Below are 16,227 nucleotides of genomic sequence, written 5' to 3'. Positions count from 1 at the left end.
AAGAGACCTGTGCTGACAGGGGGATGGAACGATGGCGGAGATCACGCCGGTGCTGGATGAGCAAAAGCGCGAGCCGCTCTATGGGCAGCTCGCTCAATATTTCCGCGATGAGATCCTGAGCGGAAGAATTCGGGCGGGGACGCGCCTGCCCTCTGTGCGCCATCTGTGCCGGTCGGCAGGCGTGAGCAAAAACACGGTGGAGACCGCCTATCAGCAGCTGCTGGCCGAAGGGTTTGTGGAAAGCCGCCCGCGCAGCGGCTTTTTTGTGGTGGAGGCGGAGGAGTTTGGCACCTGGCAGGCGGAAGCGCCGCGCCCGCTGGAGCAGGTCGTCAAAACGAGTGAGCGGGAGGAGCAGGTGCGCTACGATTTTCATGGATCGGTGATCGATCTGGAGTCGTTTCCGTTCAGCGCATGGCGCAGATGCATGGTCGAAGCGCTCGATCGGTACCGCGATGACCTGTCGTTTTACGGCGAGAAGCTGGGGGAGCCGGAGCTTCGGGTGGAGATCGCCAGCTACTTGCGCAAGGCGCGAACGGTCAACTGCACCCCCGATCAGATCGTCGTCGGCACGGGGCTGCTGCCAGCGGTCGGCTCGCTCTGCCTGCTGCTGGCCAAGTCGGTGCGGATCGTGGCGATCGAGGAGCCGGGGTATGCGGATGTGCGGGAGGTGTTCGAACAGCATGGATTGCAGGTGGTGCCGATCCCGCTGGAGGCGGACGGGATCTCGATCGAAGCGCTGCGAGCAAGCGGGGCGCAGCTGGTGTATGTGACGCCCGCGCATCAGTATCCACACGGGATGATCATGCCGATCGCCAAGCGGATCAAGCTGTTAGAATGGGCGAAGAGCAGCGGCGGACTGATTTTGGAGAACGATTATGACGGGGAGTTTCGCTACGGTGTGAAGCCAGTTCCCTCTTTGCAGGGGCTGGATCAGCAGGGAGCGGTGATCTATGTCAGCAATTTTTCCAAAGGGCTGTCCCCCGCCATCCGGATCAACTACATGGTGTTGCCTCCAATGCTGATCGAATCGTATCGGCGCTTTTATGACCGCTACTCCAACCCGGTGTCGCGCGTGGAGCAGCGAACGCTGCAGCTGTTTATGCAACAGGGGCACTGGGAGCGACATATCCGCAAGATGCGGATGGTGTACGAGCGCAAGCAGCGGGCGTTGCTCTTGGCGGTCGAGGAGCAATTCGGCTGTCAAGCTGCGGTCACCGCACAGGGGGCAGGCTTACACCTGCTGCTGGAGGTGCGCTGTGCGCACAGCGGGGAAGAGCTGGTGCAAAGGGCGCTGGCAGCGGGGGTGAAGGTCTATGCGATCTCCCGCAACTGGATCGGCGCGCAACAGCCCGCCTCCCCTCGCCTGTTGCTCGGGTTTGGCGGGCTGTCGATCGAGCAGATTCAACAGGGGATCGCGGTGCTGAAGGGGGCGTGGTTTCCCGATTCAGCAGGGCAGGAGCGCACCTGAGCTGTCGATGATTACAAGTTGTCATTATCGCAGGGCATCCCACTCTTCGCGCAGGATGCCCATCTTGATCGCGTCGAAATATTCGCCGTTTACGATCCGCGCTTTGCGAACGCGCGCCTCTTCGATCATGCCGAGCTTTTTCGCCAGTCCGATCATACGAAAATTGCCCGACCATGTGCCGATGCCGAGCCGCGGCGTGTCCAGATGGGTGAACAGGTAGTCCATCCACATCCGAAAGGCATCGGTGCCATAGCCGCCCGACCAATAGCTGGAATCGTAGATCGAGATGCCGATCTCAAACCAGTTGGTCTTCTCCGACACCCAGTAGCGTCCGACCGAGCCGATCACCCGGCCATCCGCTTCGATGATCAGCTGCTTGCGCGGGAGGTCGGTGCCAACCTGCGCGAGCGACTCGCCGTATTTGAAGCTGGCAAACTGCTCCACAGTCATCGGTTCGCGGGGCGTGTAGGGCGAGTTCCATCTTTGATGCTCGCGATCTGCCGCCTCGTACTCGTAGTGATAGATCTTCGGCACATCCTCCTCCCGCACATCGCGCAGGATGACTTTTTCTCCGCGTAGACAAACGTTCATGATCAATCCCTCCTCTACTGACAACTGTAGGACATCGATCTGTCCGCCTAAAGTGTCAGTTTCGCACATTTTTAGGGGGTCAGTTCGATCGACTTGACTTTCAGGCGCGCTTTTTCATAAGATGGTGATAAGCAAAATGGATGCGGCGATGAGGAATGAATAGTACCTGACTGCCCACTGGCACAGCGATTCGGGGATGGTGGAAGCCCGGAGCATGGCGCGGGGAAAAGGCGATTCGGAGCTGCCTGTTTGAAAAAAGAGGATGCGAGAGAGCGGACGCTCCTGCCTCGCATCAACTAGGGTGGAACCGCGGGTGCTGACGCTCTCGTCCCTAGGCATGTCACCGTGCCTATGGGGACGGGAGCTTTTTTATTCTTTCGAAAAGAGGTTGATTCTGATGAGCATCACAATGGAGCAAGTTGTCGCCCTAGCCAAGCATCGCGGCTTTATCTTCCCCGGCTCGGAGATCTACGGGGGCCTGGCCAACACGTGGGATTACGGCCCGCTCGGCGTCGAGCTGAAAAACAACGTTAAGCGCGCATGGTGGAAAAAGTTTGTGCAGGAGTCCCCGCACAACGTCGGTCTGGATGCGGCGATTCTGATGAACCCGAAAACGTGGGTCGCATCCGGTCACATCGGCAACTTCAACGATCCGATGATCGACTGCAAAAGCTGCAAAGCGCGCCATCGCGCCGACAAGCTGATCGAAGATGCCTTGCAGGAAAAAGGCATTGAGATGATCGTGGACGGCCTGTCCTTCGCGGAGATGGCCAACCTGATCGCCGAGCACAACATCGCCTGCCCCGACTGCGGCAAGCATGAGTTTACCGAAATTCGTCAGTTCAACCTGATGTTCAAAACGTTCCAAGGCGTGACCGAGTCGAGCGCCAACGAGATCTACATGCGCCCGGAGACGGCGCAAGGGATCTTCGTCAACTTTAAAAACGTGCAGCGCACGATGCGCAAGAAGCTGCCCTTTGGTATCGCTCAGATCGGGAAATCGTTCCGCAACGAGATCACGCCGGGCAACTTCACCTTCCGCACGCGGGAGTTTGAACAGATGGAGCTTGAGTTTTTCTGCAAGCCGGGCGAGGATCTGGAGTGGTTCAGCTACTGGCGCGAGACGGCGCACAACTGGCTCTTGAACCTCGGCGTGAAGGATGCGAACTTGCGCCTGCGCGATCATGCGGAGGATGAGCTGTCCCACTATTCGAAGGCGACGACCGACTTCGAGTACAAGTTCCCGTTCGGCTGGGGCGAGCTGTGGGGCATCGCCGACCGCACCGACTTCGACCTGAAGCAGCACATGGAGCACTCCGGTGAAGATTTCAGCTACCTCGACCCGGAGACGAACGAGCGCTACGTCCCGTACTGCATCGAGCCGTCGCTCGGCGCCGACCGCGTGACCTTGGCCTTCCTGATCGACGCGTATGAGGAGGAGCAGTTGGAAGGCGGAGATTCCCGCACCGTCCTGCGCTTCCACCCGGCGCTCGCGCCGTTCAAGGCGGCTGTGCTGCCGCTGTCGAAAAAATTGGCAGAGCCGGCGCAAGCGGTGTTTGCCGACTTGGCGAAACACTTCATGGTCGACTATGATGATGCCGGTTCGATCGGCAAGCGCTACCGCCGCCACGATGAGATCGGCACGCCGTTCTGCATCACCTACGATTTCGATTCCCAAGAGGATGGTCAGGTGACCGTTCGCCACCGCGACACGATGGAGCAGGTGCGGATGCCGATTGCGGAGTTGAAGGCGTTTATCGAATCGAAACTTCAGTTCTAAACGAGTGGAAAGGTGTCGTGCGCGAGCACGGCACTTTTTTTCACCCGATTTTCACCAGATAAAATTAAAAAATGTTGAATATTTTTATTTCTCTAACCCTAGTGCCTTTCGAAAGAATGTCACGTGTGATAATATAATTATCAATAAATTGGATTAAAAACATAATGTCGGCTACAACGCAGTGGGAACCCCCACCATGCACAGGAGGAGTGTCACATGACGTACATTCAACTCAGGACTGCATTGCCAGGCCCGCGTTCCACAGAATGGATGGAGCGCATGTACCAGTCTGTCGGGAAAGCGAAGGCGGAAAAAACGCTGGTTCCGGCAATTATCGACTACGCTAAAGGTGCTCTGATCACCGACATCGACGGTAACACGTTTATCGATCTGGCCGGCGGTGTCGGTGTCCTTAACGTTGGTCACAGCCACGAGTTGGTGGTGGAAGCCATCCAAGAAGCAGCTGCGCGCTTTACGCACACCGACTATACGGTCTTTCCTTACGACTCCTATATTCAGCTGGCAGAAGAGATCTGCCGTCGCGCACCTGGCGATTTCACCAAGAAGGCAGCCTTTATGAACTCAGGTGCAGAGGCGGTGGAGAGCGCGGTCAAGATCGCCCGCAAAGCGACGGGCAAGCGCGGAATCATCTGCTTTGAAGGCGCCTTTCACGGCCGCACCCTGATGGCGCTGTCGCTCACCTCGAAAGTGGTTCCTTACAAGGAAGGCATGGGGCCGTTTGCGCCGGACGTCTACCGCGTGCCGTTCCCATATGTCTATCGCTGGCCGGGCCACCCGTCGGAGGAGGAAGTCTGCAAACAGGCGCTGGAGCACTTGGAGCGTGCGCTGTACACGCAGGTTTCACCCGCTGAGACGGCAGCGATCATCATCGAGCCGATTCAAGGGGAGAACGGCTTCATCACGCCGCCGCCCGCCTATCTAAAAGGCGTGCAGGAGCTGTGCCGCCGCTACGACATCCTGCTGATCTGCGATGAGGTGCAGACCGGCTATGGCCGCACAGGCGAGTTTTTGGCATCTGAGCATTATGGGATCGAGCCGGATCTGATCACGCTGGGCAAGTCGATCGCCGCCGGGATGCCGCTCTCTGGCGTCGTCGGCCGTGCCGAACTGCTCGATGCGGCAGGAGACGGATCGGTCGGCGGCACCTATGTGGGCAATCCGGTCGCCTGCTCAGCAGCGCTTGCGGTGCTGCAGGTGTATGATCAAGAGCGCTTGGGCGAGCGGGCGAAGCGCATCGGGGAGCAGATCGTCGCGCGCTTCACCGCCTTGGCAGAAGAGTCGTCGCTCATCGGCGAGATTCGCGGCGTAGGCGCGATGCAGGCGATCGAGCTGGTGCGCGATCGCGACAGCCGCGAGCCTGCGACCGAAGAGACGGCGGAGATCATCAAGCTGTGCCTGCAGCGCGGGATCATCATCTTCAAAGCGGGGCTGTATGGCAACGTGATTCGCTTCTTGGTGCCGCTGGTGATCACCCCCGAGCAGCTCGACGAGGCGCTCGACGTGTTGACGAACGCCATTCGGGAAGTGGAAGCGCGCAACGCCAACCCCGCCTGCGTGTAAGCGAGCGGGATCGATCGCATCGAGCAGCTCGCTCTGGGCGGAGGAGGTCGGCGATCCTGCCGTCCCGCCGCGGAGACAGGTGCTGAATTGCGTCGTGATCAGATTGGTGAGCAGGAGCGATGATCGGTTGCTGTATTTGGTTGAGCAACCGGTGGCTGCCAGCTCGCATCGAAGGAAGCGCCAACGCGCTTCCTTTTTTTCTGCTCGCAAACTTCACCCTGCCGAGGCAACTTTTTAGTCGAGAGATAAAAATGACCAAAAGAAATACTCAATATTATTGAAAAATTCACAATAAAAAGATAGAATATAGAAGCATATAATAAAAATTTTCTAAAAATAGAGGGAGGTTGTATTATGAAATTGATGGCAAAATGGGCGGGGCTGCTGCTTGCGATGGCGATCGTCGTTCCGCTGTTCAGCGCGCAGGATGCATCCGCCTATTCGTGGACGCGCACTTTGTCCGAAGGGACGAGCGGTGCGGACGTCAAAGAACTGCAAGTTCGCGTGGCCGGCTGGGCGGCCGATTCTGCTTCGAAGACCTATGTGGGAGTTGACGGCCAGTTTGGGCCAGGCACCAAAGCGGCGGTGATTCGCTTTCAGCGCGCTTATGGTCTGACCGCCGACGGGGTCGTCGGTCCGGCAACCCAAGCGGTGCTCAACGGGCTGGAATCGAGCGATGGCTCCACCTCGAACTTCAATTTTACCGAGTTTCATTCGAAGGACGGCACCGGGTTTAGCGGCGGCAAGGTCGATGCGAACACCGTCAAAGAAAACGTGCGCCGTCTGATGTATAAACTGGAGGCGGTTCGCAAGAAGTCGGGCAACAAGTCGATCACGATCAACTCCGGGTTCCGCAGCATCAACCACAACGCCTCTGTAGGCGGGGCGTCCAACTCGCAGCACATGTACGGCATCGCAGCAGACATCGTGGTCAGCGGATACACGCCGCCTTCGGTGGCCAACTTCGCCAAGACGAGCGGGTTTAGCGGGGTGATCCTCTACAGCTCCTTCACGCATGTCGACAGCCGCGCAGAATATGCGAGCTACGGGTCTCCGAGCTTCTACTGGCCGTAGGATGCAACAGGCAGGTCGCCCTGTGAACGGCAGATTGTCGCCCCTTCCCGCGAGAGATCGAACATACGATGTATCATTGGCTGGGATCGTGTGGTAGATTAGTACAAGGCTTATTTTTCTAAAACAGCCAACATTGATGGGAGGACTACAACATGACCGTTCATATTGGGGCGAAAGAAGGACAGGTCGCCGAGACGATCTTGTTGCCGGGCGATCCGCTTCGGGCCAAATACATCGCAGAAACGTTCCTTGAGGGCGCGGAGCTCTACAACGAAGTGCGCGGCATGCTGGGCTTTACCGGCACGTACAAAGGCAAGCGCATCTCCGTGCAAGGAACAGGGATGGGCATTCCGTCGATCTCGATCTACGCCCACGAGTTGATCAACGGGTACGGCGTGCAAAATTTGATTCGCGTGGGCACGTGCGGCGCGTATCAAAAGGACATCAAGGTGCGCGACATGATTCTCGCCATGAGCGCATCGACCGACTCGGCAGTCAACAAGCACCGCTTTGGCGGGCTTGACTACGCCCCGACAGCAAGTTTTGACCTGCTGTATCGCGCGTATGAGAACGCGAAAAAAGAAGGGATGCCAGTTGCGGTCGGCAACGTCTTCACCTCTGACACGTTCTACAACGACACGCGCGACATCATCAACCTGATGGCATCTTATAACACGCTGGCTGTCGAGATGGAGACGGCGGCGCTGTACACGCTCGCGTCCAAGTTTGGCCGCAACGCGCTGTCGATCCTCACCGTCTCCGACCATTTGATCACCGGCGAAGAGACGACGGCGGAAGAGCGCCAACTGACCTTCAACCAGATGATCAAAGTCGCACTGGACACGGCGGCAGAGATCACCAACTAGCTTGAGATCAGCAACGAACTGAAATGCAAAAGGACCCGGAGAATCTGCCGGGTCTTTTTTTGTGCAGGAATGCTGGAAGCTCCTTTTTGTTTGAGCGGTGATTGAAAATTAAATTAGAAGCGATTAAAATGTTAGGACATGAGCTGGAGTGAGCGAAGGGGGAGCGGGCGATGAGCGAAAAGTTTCGCATGATCCAAGAGGCGCTGGGTGGTTTTGGACTCGATTCGAATACGTTGGTGGTGCGCAGGAAGTTGCCCGACAATTGGCATGGCGATCTGCACTATAAGATCGCGGTCGAGGGCAAGAGCTATTCGGCGCGGTTTATGGCCTATCAGCGAGCGAAGGAAGATGCATCGCCCTTTGCCAACCTGGCAGATGAGGTGCTGCGGGAGCAGATGCGGTATGTCGATCATCTGCTGGCGCGCGGGATTCCGTTTATGAAGCGGGTGAAGACGACAGAGGGCGATGCGTTTGTGCTGGTGGAAGATGACCGAGGCGTGATCAGGCGCTGTATGCTGTTCGAATGGATGGACGGCGTTCACATCACCGTCAACACGGAGGAGGTCGCCTTTCGCATGGGCGAGATGGCCAGGCGCTATCATGACGCTTCGCAAGGGTTTGCGACAGACGTGCTGCCCCGCAAAATCCACACGGAAAACTATCTGCAGATGATCGAGCTCCTCGGTCGGGAGCGGGACAAACGAGCGCTGACCGGCAAGGTGCGAAAACGGCTCAATGCGTACATCGCGCATGCGAACGAGCAGATCAGAAGCGGGCATCGCGATCCGTCGGAGAGCGATCTGCTGGTGATGACCTCCGATCTCAACTCGGTGAACGTGCTGTGGGAGGAGACGTCGCGCACGATCAACGGCATCATCGACTTTGAGCACCTCTCGCTGTCAGACCGCGTGCAGGATCTGACTTGGTTGATCAAATGGTATTCGCGCACAGAGGGCATGCATTCCCACAAGGTGAGCAACCAGCTCGCCCAAGCGCTGATGTACGGGTATCGCGCACACGAACTGCTGACCGATGATGACTATGCTCGCTTCCCGGCGCTCCTCTGGCTGTCCGGCTGCTTAAACTGGAATTTTGTGCAGAAGACGGTGAAGCTGATTCAAAGCGACAGCGACAAGCTCGTCGATCATCTTGATCGCTTTGTCGAGCGCGGGAAGCTGCTCACAGGGCTTGCCAGCGACCTCAAGCTCACATTGTTTTAAGCAGAGCAGAGGAGCGGCTGGGCCGTTCTGCTCGATCCGCCCTTTCGCTTCGGGCATCACGGTTCGCAAGATCAACAAAGAGCCACCGCTTGATCAGCGGTGGCTCTTTGCATCGGTCGTTAGGCCGACTTTTTGGTGCGCATTTTTTTCCAGAAGCCTGCGAGCAAGACCCCGATGACGACGAGGGCGATCAGTCCCCATTTGAGCAGCGGATTGGCTGCGAAGAAGTCTGCCAGAAACGGTTCATCGACGATCATCTTCGCGGCTGTGTAGGCGAGCACGCCAGCGCCGACAAAGATGATCCACTGAAAGCGCTCCATCAGCTTCAGGATCACCGTCGATCCCCAGACGACGATCGGCACGGAGATCAGCAGTCCCAGAATGACCAGCCAGAAGGAACCGTGCGCAGCGCCTGCGACGGCGAGCACGTTGTCCAGCCCCATCACCGCATCGGCGATGATGATCGTGCGGATCGCGCCCCACAAGCTTTGGCTCGGCTTGACGTCATGCTCTTTCTCCTCCGCCAGCAGTTTGACCGCGATCCAGATCAGGATCAGACCGCCGCCGAGCAACAGCCCCGGAATCTCCAACAGCCAGACGACGAGCAATGTCGCGATCGCGCGGATCACGATCGCGCCGACCGATCCCCAGATGATCGTTTTCTTCTGCAATTCTTTGGGCAGGTTGCGGGCTGCTAAGCCGATGACGATCGCGTTGTCTCCTGCAAGCACCAAATCGATGATGATGATCGAAAGCAGGGCGGAGAAAAACTCAATTGACAAAAAATCCATCGTTGACCACTCCTCGTTTCATAGGTTACCCAAATGAAAAGCGACCTTTACCAAACCGATCTTTGGTAAAGGTCGCCGCAACTTGTGGTCAAATTACGCAGAAAAGACCCTTACCAAAAAAATGGCAAAGGTCTTGCAAACAACGAAATCGTTGCCAACAAAGCCGAGGATATGATCCCGAATTGACGACTTTGCTGTACCAGCTACTCCCCTTTGAGGACGCTATTCATTTGTAGCTTACGAATCTAGTATATGCAGGTGAAAGCTGTTTTGTCAAGGGGTAATCTCGCTATTTTTCATAACTGAGAGAATGAGATGTGCCGAGCGAGAGAAAAGGAGATTTCACGCTTTCTGACTTACCGCGAGGATCGAGCATGAAGGTGCTAAGCCAGATCGAGCCGCGACGAGCGAAGCGAGAGAATCGATCATGCGACCTCAGCTGGAAGCAGTTCGATCAGCTGCTCAGCAAATCGATACAGCGAGCCAGCCAGTCGAAAAATGGCCTCATCAGCCACCGCGCTGTCGATGAGGCATTTTTGCGTTTTCTATGGTATGCTTTCAGTATCTTTCATTAATCAGAGTGAAAAATGGGTGAAGAGATTGTTGAAGTATAAGATTCAATCAAAAGTCATCCCGAGCAGTCTCGCAGTTTTATTTCTGGTCTTTATCGTTTACGGCTATCTGTGTTCCTCGCTGCTCATCCTCTCCATCGCCGGATTGCTCGCGATCATGCTCGGTTTTTTAGCCTCGATTCTCTATTCGCGAGCATTGCGGGCTGAGGAGCAGTCGCGCCGCTCAAAGGAATATCTGGAGTCGTTTATCAACCATACGACAGATGCGATCGGGCTGTTCGACCTCGATGGCAAGCTGGTGCATGTAAACAAAGCGTCAGAGCTGATCTTCGGCTATACGGTCGAAGAGCAGATCGGCAAAGATGTTCAGACCTTGCCGAACGAAGATTACCGAGAAGAGGTGCGGGCGATGCATCGCCATCTGCGCAGAGGTGGCGACATCTCCGGCTTCCAGACGGTGCGCAAGCGCAAAGATGGCCGCCTGGTCGATGTGTCGATCTCCTACACCCCGATTCGCGATCGGGAAGGGAATGTGGTCGCATTCGCCAACATCCTGCGCGACATCAGCGAGCAGAAGCGCACCGAAGAACTGCTGCGCAACACGGAGAAGCTGTCGCTGATCGGCGAGCTGGCAGCAGGAGTTGCCCACGAAATTCGCAATCCTCTCACTTCTTTGCGCGGTTTTGTGCAGCTGATGAACGAAGAGAAGGCTTCCAAATACAGCGTCTACTACGGTATTATGTTAGAGGAGCTCGATCGCATCAACTTTATCGTCACCGAACTGCTGATGCTCGGCAAGCCGCAGGCAGACCACTACAAACAGAAGCATCCCAAGCGGCTGGTCGAGGAGCTGACTCGCTTGTTCGGACCGGAAGCGCTCTTGCACAACGTGCAGATCTTCACCGAGTTTGCGGAGAACTTGCCTTTGATCAAATGTGAGGAGACTCAGATCAAGCAGGTCTTTCTCAACCTGTTGAAAAACTCGGTCGAGGCGATGCCAGGGGGCGGCATGGTGATGATCAAAGTGTTTCCGGTCGGCTCGAATCAGGTGATGTTTCGCTTCATCGATCAGGGGAGCGGCATTCCGGAAGAGATGCTGCCACGGCTAGGAGAACCTTTTTATACGACGAAAGAGAAAGGTACCGGCCTTGGGCTGTTGGTGTCGTTTAAGATCATCAAGTACCACCAAGGCTCTGTCAAGATTGACAGCGTTGTGAACAAGGGCACGACGATCGATATCATCTTGCCCATCTCGTTTTGATTCGCCGTCTAAAAAGGTGTAAGATATCGGGTTAGAGATCACACTACTTTTAGATGGGAGGAACCGATATGTCCACACAACATCCTTATAGAGTCCTGCTCTTTTATAAATACGTTCATATCGACAACCCGGAAGAGTTTGCAGCACAACATCTGGAGTGGTGCAAGCAGAACGGTCTGCGCGGCCGGGTGCTCGTCGCCAAGGAAGGGATCAACGGAACCGTTTCTGGCACGGTGGAGCAGACGGAGGCGTACCAAAAAGAGTTGACTCGCGACCCGCGCTTTGCGGATGTCGAGTTTAAGATCGACCCGGTCGATCATCACGTGTTTCGCAAAATGTTCGTTCGCGCCCGCAAGGAGATCGTCACCTGGCGGCTGGAGGACGATGTCGATCCGAGCCAGACGACCGGCAGACACCTGTCTCCGCAGGAGTGGCGCGAAGCGCTTCAGCAGGAGGATGTGATCATCATCGATGGTCGGAACGACTACGAATATGACATCGGCCACTTTAAAGGCGCTTTGCGCCCCGAGGTGAAGACGACCAAAGAGTTTCCCGATTGGGTGCGCAAGAACCTCGCGGAGCACAAGGACAAAAAGATTTTGATGTACTGCACCGGCGGCATCCGCTGTGAAAAGTTTTCCGGTTTCATGCTGCAAGAGGGATTTGCCGATGTCAACCAGCTTCACGGCGGGATCATCAAGTATTCGAAAGACGAAGAGGTGCAAGGCGATCTGTTCGACGGCAAGTGCTACGTGTTTGATGAGCGGATCTCCGTGCCGATCAACAGGCGCGAAGATCGGGTGATCGGCACCTGTCATCACTGTGGCAAGGCGGAAGATCGCTATGTCAACTGCGCCAACCCGTTCTGCCACCTGCAGCACATCTGCTGCGAAGAGTGCGAGACCAAGTTCCGCCGCTCCTGCTCTGACGAATGTCGCGAGCATCCGGCCAATCGGTACGATCTTGACAACGAGATCCTTCGCAAGCGCGAAGAGGAATATCGCTTGGAAAAGGAAGCAGGGCTGAAAGTGCTGGACGATCAGACAACACAACATCAGGCGTGATGCGCACAACAACCCCCCATCGATCGATGGGGGGTTATTTTAGCAGTTTCAGCGCGCCCGACGATGCGAGGTTCACCTTCACATCGATCGATTGCAAAGACTGTTCATCCAAAATCGAACCTTTTTTGTTCAATGTACGCCACAGCTGGGGCTCCTTTTGATAAAGTGCCGCTTCCAGCTGCAAGACATCCGCTCCTTTTTTCAACGCGGTCTGATAGGTCTTGCGAACGTGATCGGCAATCAGCTGTTCAGATTGCTTGGTCAGATTTTGCTGTGAGCGCGGTTGCATCAGTTCGTTGATAGCGCCCGTCGCTTTGATCTCGATCGAAAAGCGAGGAACGCCCCCCTCGATGTGAACTTTGATCTTCGATTTCGGATGTTCAAAGTTGATGGTGGCGATCGGATGATCCTGCTCATAGACGTAGAGGACGGCGCGACCGACCTTTTTCTGAGTCCAGTGCAACCCCCGCATCTCATCGCCGATCAGATCCCCTTTGTACTTCCCCTCCTTCAAGAGCGCCGCTCCGGAGATCTGCATCACCGAAAAATATTTTTTGTTGACGCTCCATCTTTTTTTGGTGACCGAAAGGTACGGACAGACCAGCGTGCGGGAAGGTTCGCGCAGATACGCATTGAACTCGCGCATCGAAACGGGAGAGATGATCGAAAACTGCTGATAGTTGCTCTCCGGGTTGACCATCTGAGTGAACAGGGAGGAGAGGTTGAGAATCGGATGCGCCGTCAAGAGATCGACCAGCGGTTCTTTGGTCGCAAAGACGTAGAGCTCGGAGCGAATCTCACCGAAGCGGGCAAAGGCGTCTAACATCTCGTGATAGGCACCGCGTCTGAGCGCGGAGTCGCTCAAGATCACCGCTTTCATATGGCCCCAAGAAACTTGAGTCTGGGAGCTCGGGTAGAGGTTGTCTGTCGCGCGGTCGATCGTCCGCCCATAACCGCGTCCGACCCAGATCTGATCGGGGGACTGTTGACCGCCCGCCTCCTTTTTCGCCAGGTTGGAAAAGCTGATCGCCTGCGCATAGATCGAGTATTGCCCATCTTTAAAATCGATGCCGATCGCATTGACATAGACCATCTGTTCGATCTCTTTCGTATCCCAACAGCCGACAGAAAACACCGAGAGCGTCAGCACCAGAAGGCAACAGAGCAAACGCTTGCCGATCATGACTGATCCCCCGAAGTATCATCGATCGGATTTAAATATTTCGGTCGTTTCTTTTTGAGCGGCAACGGAATGACCAAGAGCGTCGCCAACGTCTGACGCCAATCTTTGATCGAGAGCGGTGCGAGATAGGGGACACCGAGCGAGCTGGTGTTGCTCAGATAGAGCAGCAAGCCGATCATCGAGAGGATGGTGCCGTACATCCCCAGAACGCTGGCGAACAGCAGCGCGATGATTCGCATCAGGCTGGCCACCCCGGCTAGCGAATAGTCGACCAAGGTGGTGGTGGCGACCACCGAGATGGCGATGACGACCACCAGGCCAGGCGAGGTCAATCCGGCGCTGATCGCCGATTCGCCGATGATCAGGCCGCCGACGACAGAGAGCGTCTGTCCGACCGTCTTCGGCAACCTTGCGCCCGCTTCGCGAAAGAGCTCCAGCAGAAAGAGCATGACGAACGCTTCCAGCGAGGCGGGCATCGGTACACCCTGCCGTGAGATCGTCAAGGTGGCCAACAGCCGGTACGGGATCTGGTCCTGATGATAGATCGTCAAGGCGGTCCAAAAGGCGGGCAAAAAGATGGCGATCACCAACCCGGAGAGGCGGATAAATCGCTCAAACCCCACATAGAGGGTGGCCACCTCGATGTCTTCAGGTGTTTTGATCACAAAAAAGAGGTCGGCAGGTGCGATCAGGCCGGTAGGTTCCCCGTCGATGATCAAGACCGCTCTGCCGCGGGTGAGCGCGGCCACCGCGTAGTCTGGGCGTCCGGTGTAGACAAAGGCGGGAAAGAAGCGGAACGCAGACTGATCGACCAACTTCCCGAGCTGCAAGGCGCTGGTGAGGATGTCGATATCGATCTTTTCAATTCGCTGCTTGAGTCGGTCGATCAATTGCGGCGAGGCGACATCAGAGAGGTAGAGCAGGGCGACGCGCGTTTTCGACCTTCTGCCGAGCACAAACTGGTCGTGTTGCAACGAGATGGTACGCAACCGCTTGCGGATCAGCGCGACATTGGTCGGCAGGTCCTCAATAAATCCATCGCGCGGCCCGCGCACCGAAAACTCGGTGTTCGCCTCTTCGATGCTTCGATTCGGCTTGTTGGTGAGATCGACCGAATAGTAGTTGCCCGTCTTTTCAAACAGGATCACCAGATTCCCATCGAACACATGCTGTACGATCGACTCCTCGTCGCCCACAAAGGAGGAAAGCGGGAGCAGCTGTTGCATCATCTCCCCTTCTGCGGTGGGCGATCGATGCTTCTGATAAAACTGATGAAGGCGTGGGATGATCAGTTCTTCGATGCGCGCCTTGTCGCACAGCCCGTCGCAATAGGCGAGCGCGACCACTTCTTGATCGGCGCCGAACGGGATCGTTCTGATCCGCACATCTATGCTGCGTTCAAACAATTTGACGAGTTTTTGGACTTGAGACATCTTCTTTGCCCTCCTCTTTTTTTCGGAGTAAGGCCAAGATGGCAAACAGAAACGAGAAGAAAAGCATCCCCAAGCAAGTGACGGGGAGAATAAATTTCTTCTGCCAGTCGATAAACACCATATCGCTGATCGGCAATGTAAACACCAGCAACGAGACGGCGATCAGCGAAAACAGCATCCAGGTGCGCTGCTTCTGATGTTGCGGGTCTTCAGGAATAAACATTTCGGTGATCAGATAGATCAACAGCGACATTCTGATGTATGCACCGGCGATCCATTGGTAGATCGACAGAAAATCGAGGTGCTCGATATAGTCGCCGATGCGCACCAGCCGCCACTCTTCGAACGCCGGATAGCGAAGTCGAGCCGCTTCCGCCGGGCCGAACTCGATGATCGCTCCGGTGAGCGGCCCTAAGGTCAGTCCGAGCAGCAGCAGCACGAGCAGAGCAAACTTTTTCCACGAAAAACTGGAAGAGACGCGGTGATGCAACAGCACGACCAGAAAGAGTTCGAGAAATCCTGTGCTGGCATAGATCATGCCATCGAGGATCGGGTGAATCCCATGTTCTAAAATCGGTTTGAGCAACGTGTAGTCTTTGCGCGGAATGTTGGTCGTCGCGACGAAGATGCCAAACAGAATGACGAACGGAAGCAGCAAGGAACACATCCTGCCGACCGACCGAATGCCATGCATCGCGTTTAACGCACAGAAGACGAGGATGGGAATCGCCAACGCGTATACCGGGGTGTTGGGCAGATAAGAAGCTTTTGTCCAGTAGATCAGGTCGAACAGCGTCGCAAAAAAATGGATGAACAGAAACGCGACCAACAGCCCGATCAACAGGTAGGCGAACAGAGAGCCGATCGAATCTTTCAGCCAATCCCGCACGTGCTTGCCGTCCATCTTTTTGATGATGAAGGAGGGGAGGAAACACCAGAGCAGAGCGAACAGAGTGGCGATGATCGACGTTATCCACGAGTCTCGCCCCGACGACTCCAACAGGATGGGGATGAGGATGACATGGTTGATCAGACCGGTCGACATGACGAAGATCATCAACAGCTGAAGAAAGTCAATCTTTACACCCTTCATGATTTCGGAGCCCTCCCTTCCTGTCGCTTTCCTATATTTCCCCGCAAGGAAATGGAACTATGCAACTTTTGGAGGGGGAGTTGCGTATATCTGGATAGGCGATTGTCGATGGAGCCTCTGCGTGCTGCAAGAGCGCTTCCTTGCGGGGAGCAACAAAGCTTCGGCCGAGCGAGGCGGAGTTGTGGATTTGCTGATTTGACGCAAAGATCATAAAAAATTCACTAAATTGCCCGGAGGAAGTGTGCTATCA

At 55.9% G+C, this 16,227-nt stretch carries 13 protein-coding genes; 8 read left to right on the top strand and 5 right to left on the bottom strand.

Annotation, left to right across the window (positions count from 1 at the left end):
* Positions 1 to 31: 31 nt before the first annotated feature.
* Positions 32 to 1,468 (top strand): MocR-like pyridoxine biosynthesis transcription factor PdxR, encoded by a 1,437-nt coding sequence (pdxR, locus tag ACFSOY_RS10255; protein WP_386046285.1) that lies wholly within the window; start codon positions 32 to 34, stop codon positions 1,466 to 1,468.
* A 24-nt stretch (positions 1,469 to 1,492) separates the two neighbouring features.
* Here the strand turns inward: pdxR and ACFSOY_RS10250 are convergent, their stop codons facing one another.
* Entirely contained in the window at positions 1,493 to 2,059 is a 567-nt protein-coding gene (locus ACFSOY_RS10250; protein WP_386046283.1) for a GNAT family N-acetyltransferase, read from the bottom strand.
* Positions 2,060 to 2,456: 397 nt separating this feature from the next.
* On the opposite strand from ACFSOY_RS10250, the gene ACFSOY_RS10245 reads away from it, so the two are divergent.
* From ACFSOY_RS10245 to ACFSOY_RS10225, 5 genes are all read left to right on the top strand, one after another.
* A complete protein-coding gene (locus tag ACFSOY_RS10245) occupies positions 2,457 to 3,839 on the top strand; it encodes a glycine--tRNA ligase (protein ID WP_386046281.1) in 1,383 nt (460 codons plus the stop codon).
* Positions 3,840 to 4,055: 216 nt separating this feature from the next.
* Positions 4,056 to 5,420: a 4-aminobutyrate--2-oxoglutarate transaminase gene (gabT, locus tag ACFSOY_RS10240; RefSeq protein WP_386046279.1), complete on the top strand. Its 1,365-nt coding sequence runs from the start codon at positions 4,056 to 4,058 to the stop codon at positions 5,418 to 5,420.
* A 354-nt stretch (positions 5,421 to 5,774) separates the two neighbouring features.
* On the top strand, positions 5,775 to 6,494 hold the full coding sequence (locus ACFSOY_RS10235; RefSeq protein WP_386046277.1) for a D-Ala-D-Ala carboxypeptidase family metallohydrolase: 720 nt from the start codon (positions 5,775 to 5,777) through the stop codon (positions 6,492 to 6,494).
* Positions 6,495 to 6,646: 152 nt separating this feature from the next.
* Positions 6,647 to 7,360 carry a purine-nucleoside phosphorylase gene (gene deoD, locus ACFSOY_RS10230; RefSeq protein ID WP_386046275.1) on the top strand — a complete coding sequence of 238 codons (714 nt, stop codon included), beginning with the start codon at positions 6,647 to 6,649 and terminating at the stop codon, positions 7,358 to 7,360.
* Positions 7,361 to 7,530: 170 nt separating this feature from the next.
* On the top strand, positions 7,531 to 8,580 hold the full coding sequence (locus tag ACFSOY_RS10225) for a phosphotransferase enzyme family protein (protein WP_386046273.1): 1,050 nt from the start codon (positions 7,531 to 7,533) through the stop codon (positions 8,578 to 8,580).
* 119 nt (positions 8,581 to 8,699) lie between these two features.
* Here the strand turns inward: ACFSOY_RS10225 and ACFSOY_RS10220 are convergent, their stop codons facing one another.
* Entirely contained in the window at positions 8,700 to 9,371 is a 672-nt protein-coding gene (locus tag ACFSOY_RS10220; RefSeq protein WP_386046271.1) for a TerC family protein, read from the bottom strand.
* 603 nt (positions 9,372 to 9,974) lie between these two features.
* On the opposite strand from ACFSOY_RS10220, the gene ACFSOY_RS10215 reads away from it, so the two are divergent.
* Both ACFSOY_RS10215 and trhO read left to right on the top strand, forming a co-directional pair.
* A complete protein-coding gene (locus tag ACFSOY_RS10215) occupies positions 9,975 to 11,204 on the top strand; it encodes a PAS domain-containing sensor histidine kinase (protein WP_386046269.1) in 1,230 nt (409 codons plus the stop codon).
* Between the two features lie 68 nt (positions 11,205 to 11,272).
* The gene (gene trhO / locus ACFSOY_RS10210) at positions 11,273 to 12,268 is read left to right on the top strand and encodes an oxygen-dependent tRNA uridine(34) hydroxylase TrhO (RefSeq protein WP_386046267.1); all 996 of its coding nucleotides are present in this window, start codon (positions 11,273 to 11,275) and stop codon (positions 12,266 to 12,268) included.
* 34 nt (positions 12,269 to 12,302) lie between these two features.
* Here the strand turns inward: trhO and ACFSOY_RS10205 are convergent, their stop codons facing one another.
* From ACFSOY_RS10205 to ACFSOY_RS10195, 3 genes are read right to left on the bottom strand one after another with little or no spacing between them, the layout of a single operon-like run.
* On the bottom strand, positions 12,303 to 13,451 hold the full coding sequence (locus ACFSOY_RS10205; protein WP_386046265.1) for a Ger(x)C family spore germination protein: 1,149 nt from the start codon (positions 13,449 to 13,451) through the stop codon (positions 12,303 to 12,305).
* Positions 13,448 to 14,884, bottom strand: a complete 1,437-nt coding sequence (locus ACFSOY_RS10200; protein WP_386046263.1) for a spore germination protein — start codon at positions 14,882 to 14,884, stop codon at positions 13,448 to 13,450. The genes ACFSOY_RS10205 and ACFSOY_RS10200 overlap by 4 nt, the downstream gene beginning before the upstream one ends.
* Complete coding sequence (locus tag ACFSOY_RS10195; RefSeq protein ID WP_386046262.1) at positions 14,850 to 15,977, bottom strand: GerAB/ArcD/ProY family transporter; 1,128 nt, start codon at positions 15,975 to 15,977, stop codon at positions 14,850 to 14,852. Before ACFSOY_RS10195 ends, ACFSOY_RS10200 begins: the two co-directional genes overlap by 35 nt.
* Positions 15,978 to 16,227 lie beyond the last annotated feature (250 nt).

Origin of the sequence: Tumebacillus lipolyticus, from assembly GCF_042682745.1 — a bacterium.
Lineage (GTDB): Bacteria > Bacillota > Bacilli > Tumebacillales > Tumebacillaceae > Tumebacillus_A > Tumebacillus_A lipolyticus.
This window is presented reverse-complemented; position numbering and strand designations above follow the sequence as displayed.

Coding starts and splice junctions, on each gene's coding strand:
- pdxR (WP_386046285.1), top strand. CDS start 32: ATGGCGGAGATCACGCCGGTGCTGGATGAGCAAAAGCGCGAGCCGCTC.
- ACFSOY_RS10250 (WP_386046283.1), bottom strand. CDS start 2,059: ATGAACGTTTGTCTACGCGGAGAAAAAGTCATCCTGCGCGATGTGCGG.
- ACFSOY_RS10245 (WP_386046281.1), top strand. CDS start 2,457: ATGAGCATCACAATGGAGCAAGTTGTCGCCCTAGCCAAGCATCGCGGC.
- gabT (WP_386046279.1), top strand. CDS start 4,056: ATGACGTACATTCAACTCAGGACTGCATTGCCAGGCCCGCGTTCCACA.
- ACFSOY_RS10235 (WP_386046277.1), top strand. CDS start 5,775: ATGAAATTGATGGCAAAATGGGCGGGGCTGCTGCTTGCGATGGCGATC.
- deoD (WP_386046275.1), top strand. CDS start 6,647: ATGACCGTTCATATTGGGGCGAAAGAAGGACAGGTCGCCGAGACGATC.
- ACFSOY_RS10225 (WP_386046273.1), top strand. CDS start 7,531: ATGAGCGAAAAGTTTCGCATGATCCAAGAGGCGCTGGGTGGTTTTGGA.
- ACFSOY_RS10220 (WP_386046271.1), bottom strand. CDS start 9,371: ATGGATTTTTTGTCAATTGAGTTTTTCTCCGCCCTGCTTTCGATCATC.
- trhO (WP_386046267.1), top strand. CDS start 11,273: ATGTCCACACAACATCCTTATAGAGTCCTGCTCTTTTATAAATACGTT.
- ACFSOY_RS10205 (WP_386046265.1), bottom strand. CDS start 13,451: ATGATCGGCAAGCGTTTGCTCTGTTGCCTTCTGGTGCTGACGCTCTCG.
- ACFSOY_RS10200 (WP_386046263.1), bottom strand. CDS start 14,884: ATGTCTCAAGTCCAAAAACTCGTCAAATTGTTTGAACGCAGCATAGAT.
- ACFSOY_RS10195 (WP_386046262.1), bottom strand. CDS start 15,977: ATGAAGGGTGTAAAGATTGACTTTCTTCAGCTGTTGATGATCTTCGTC.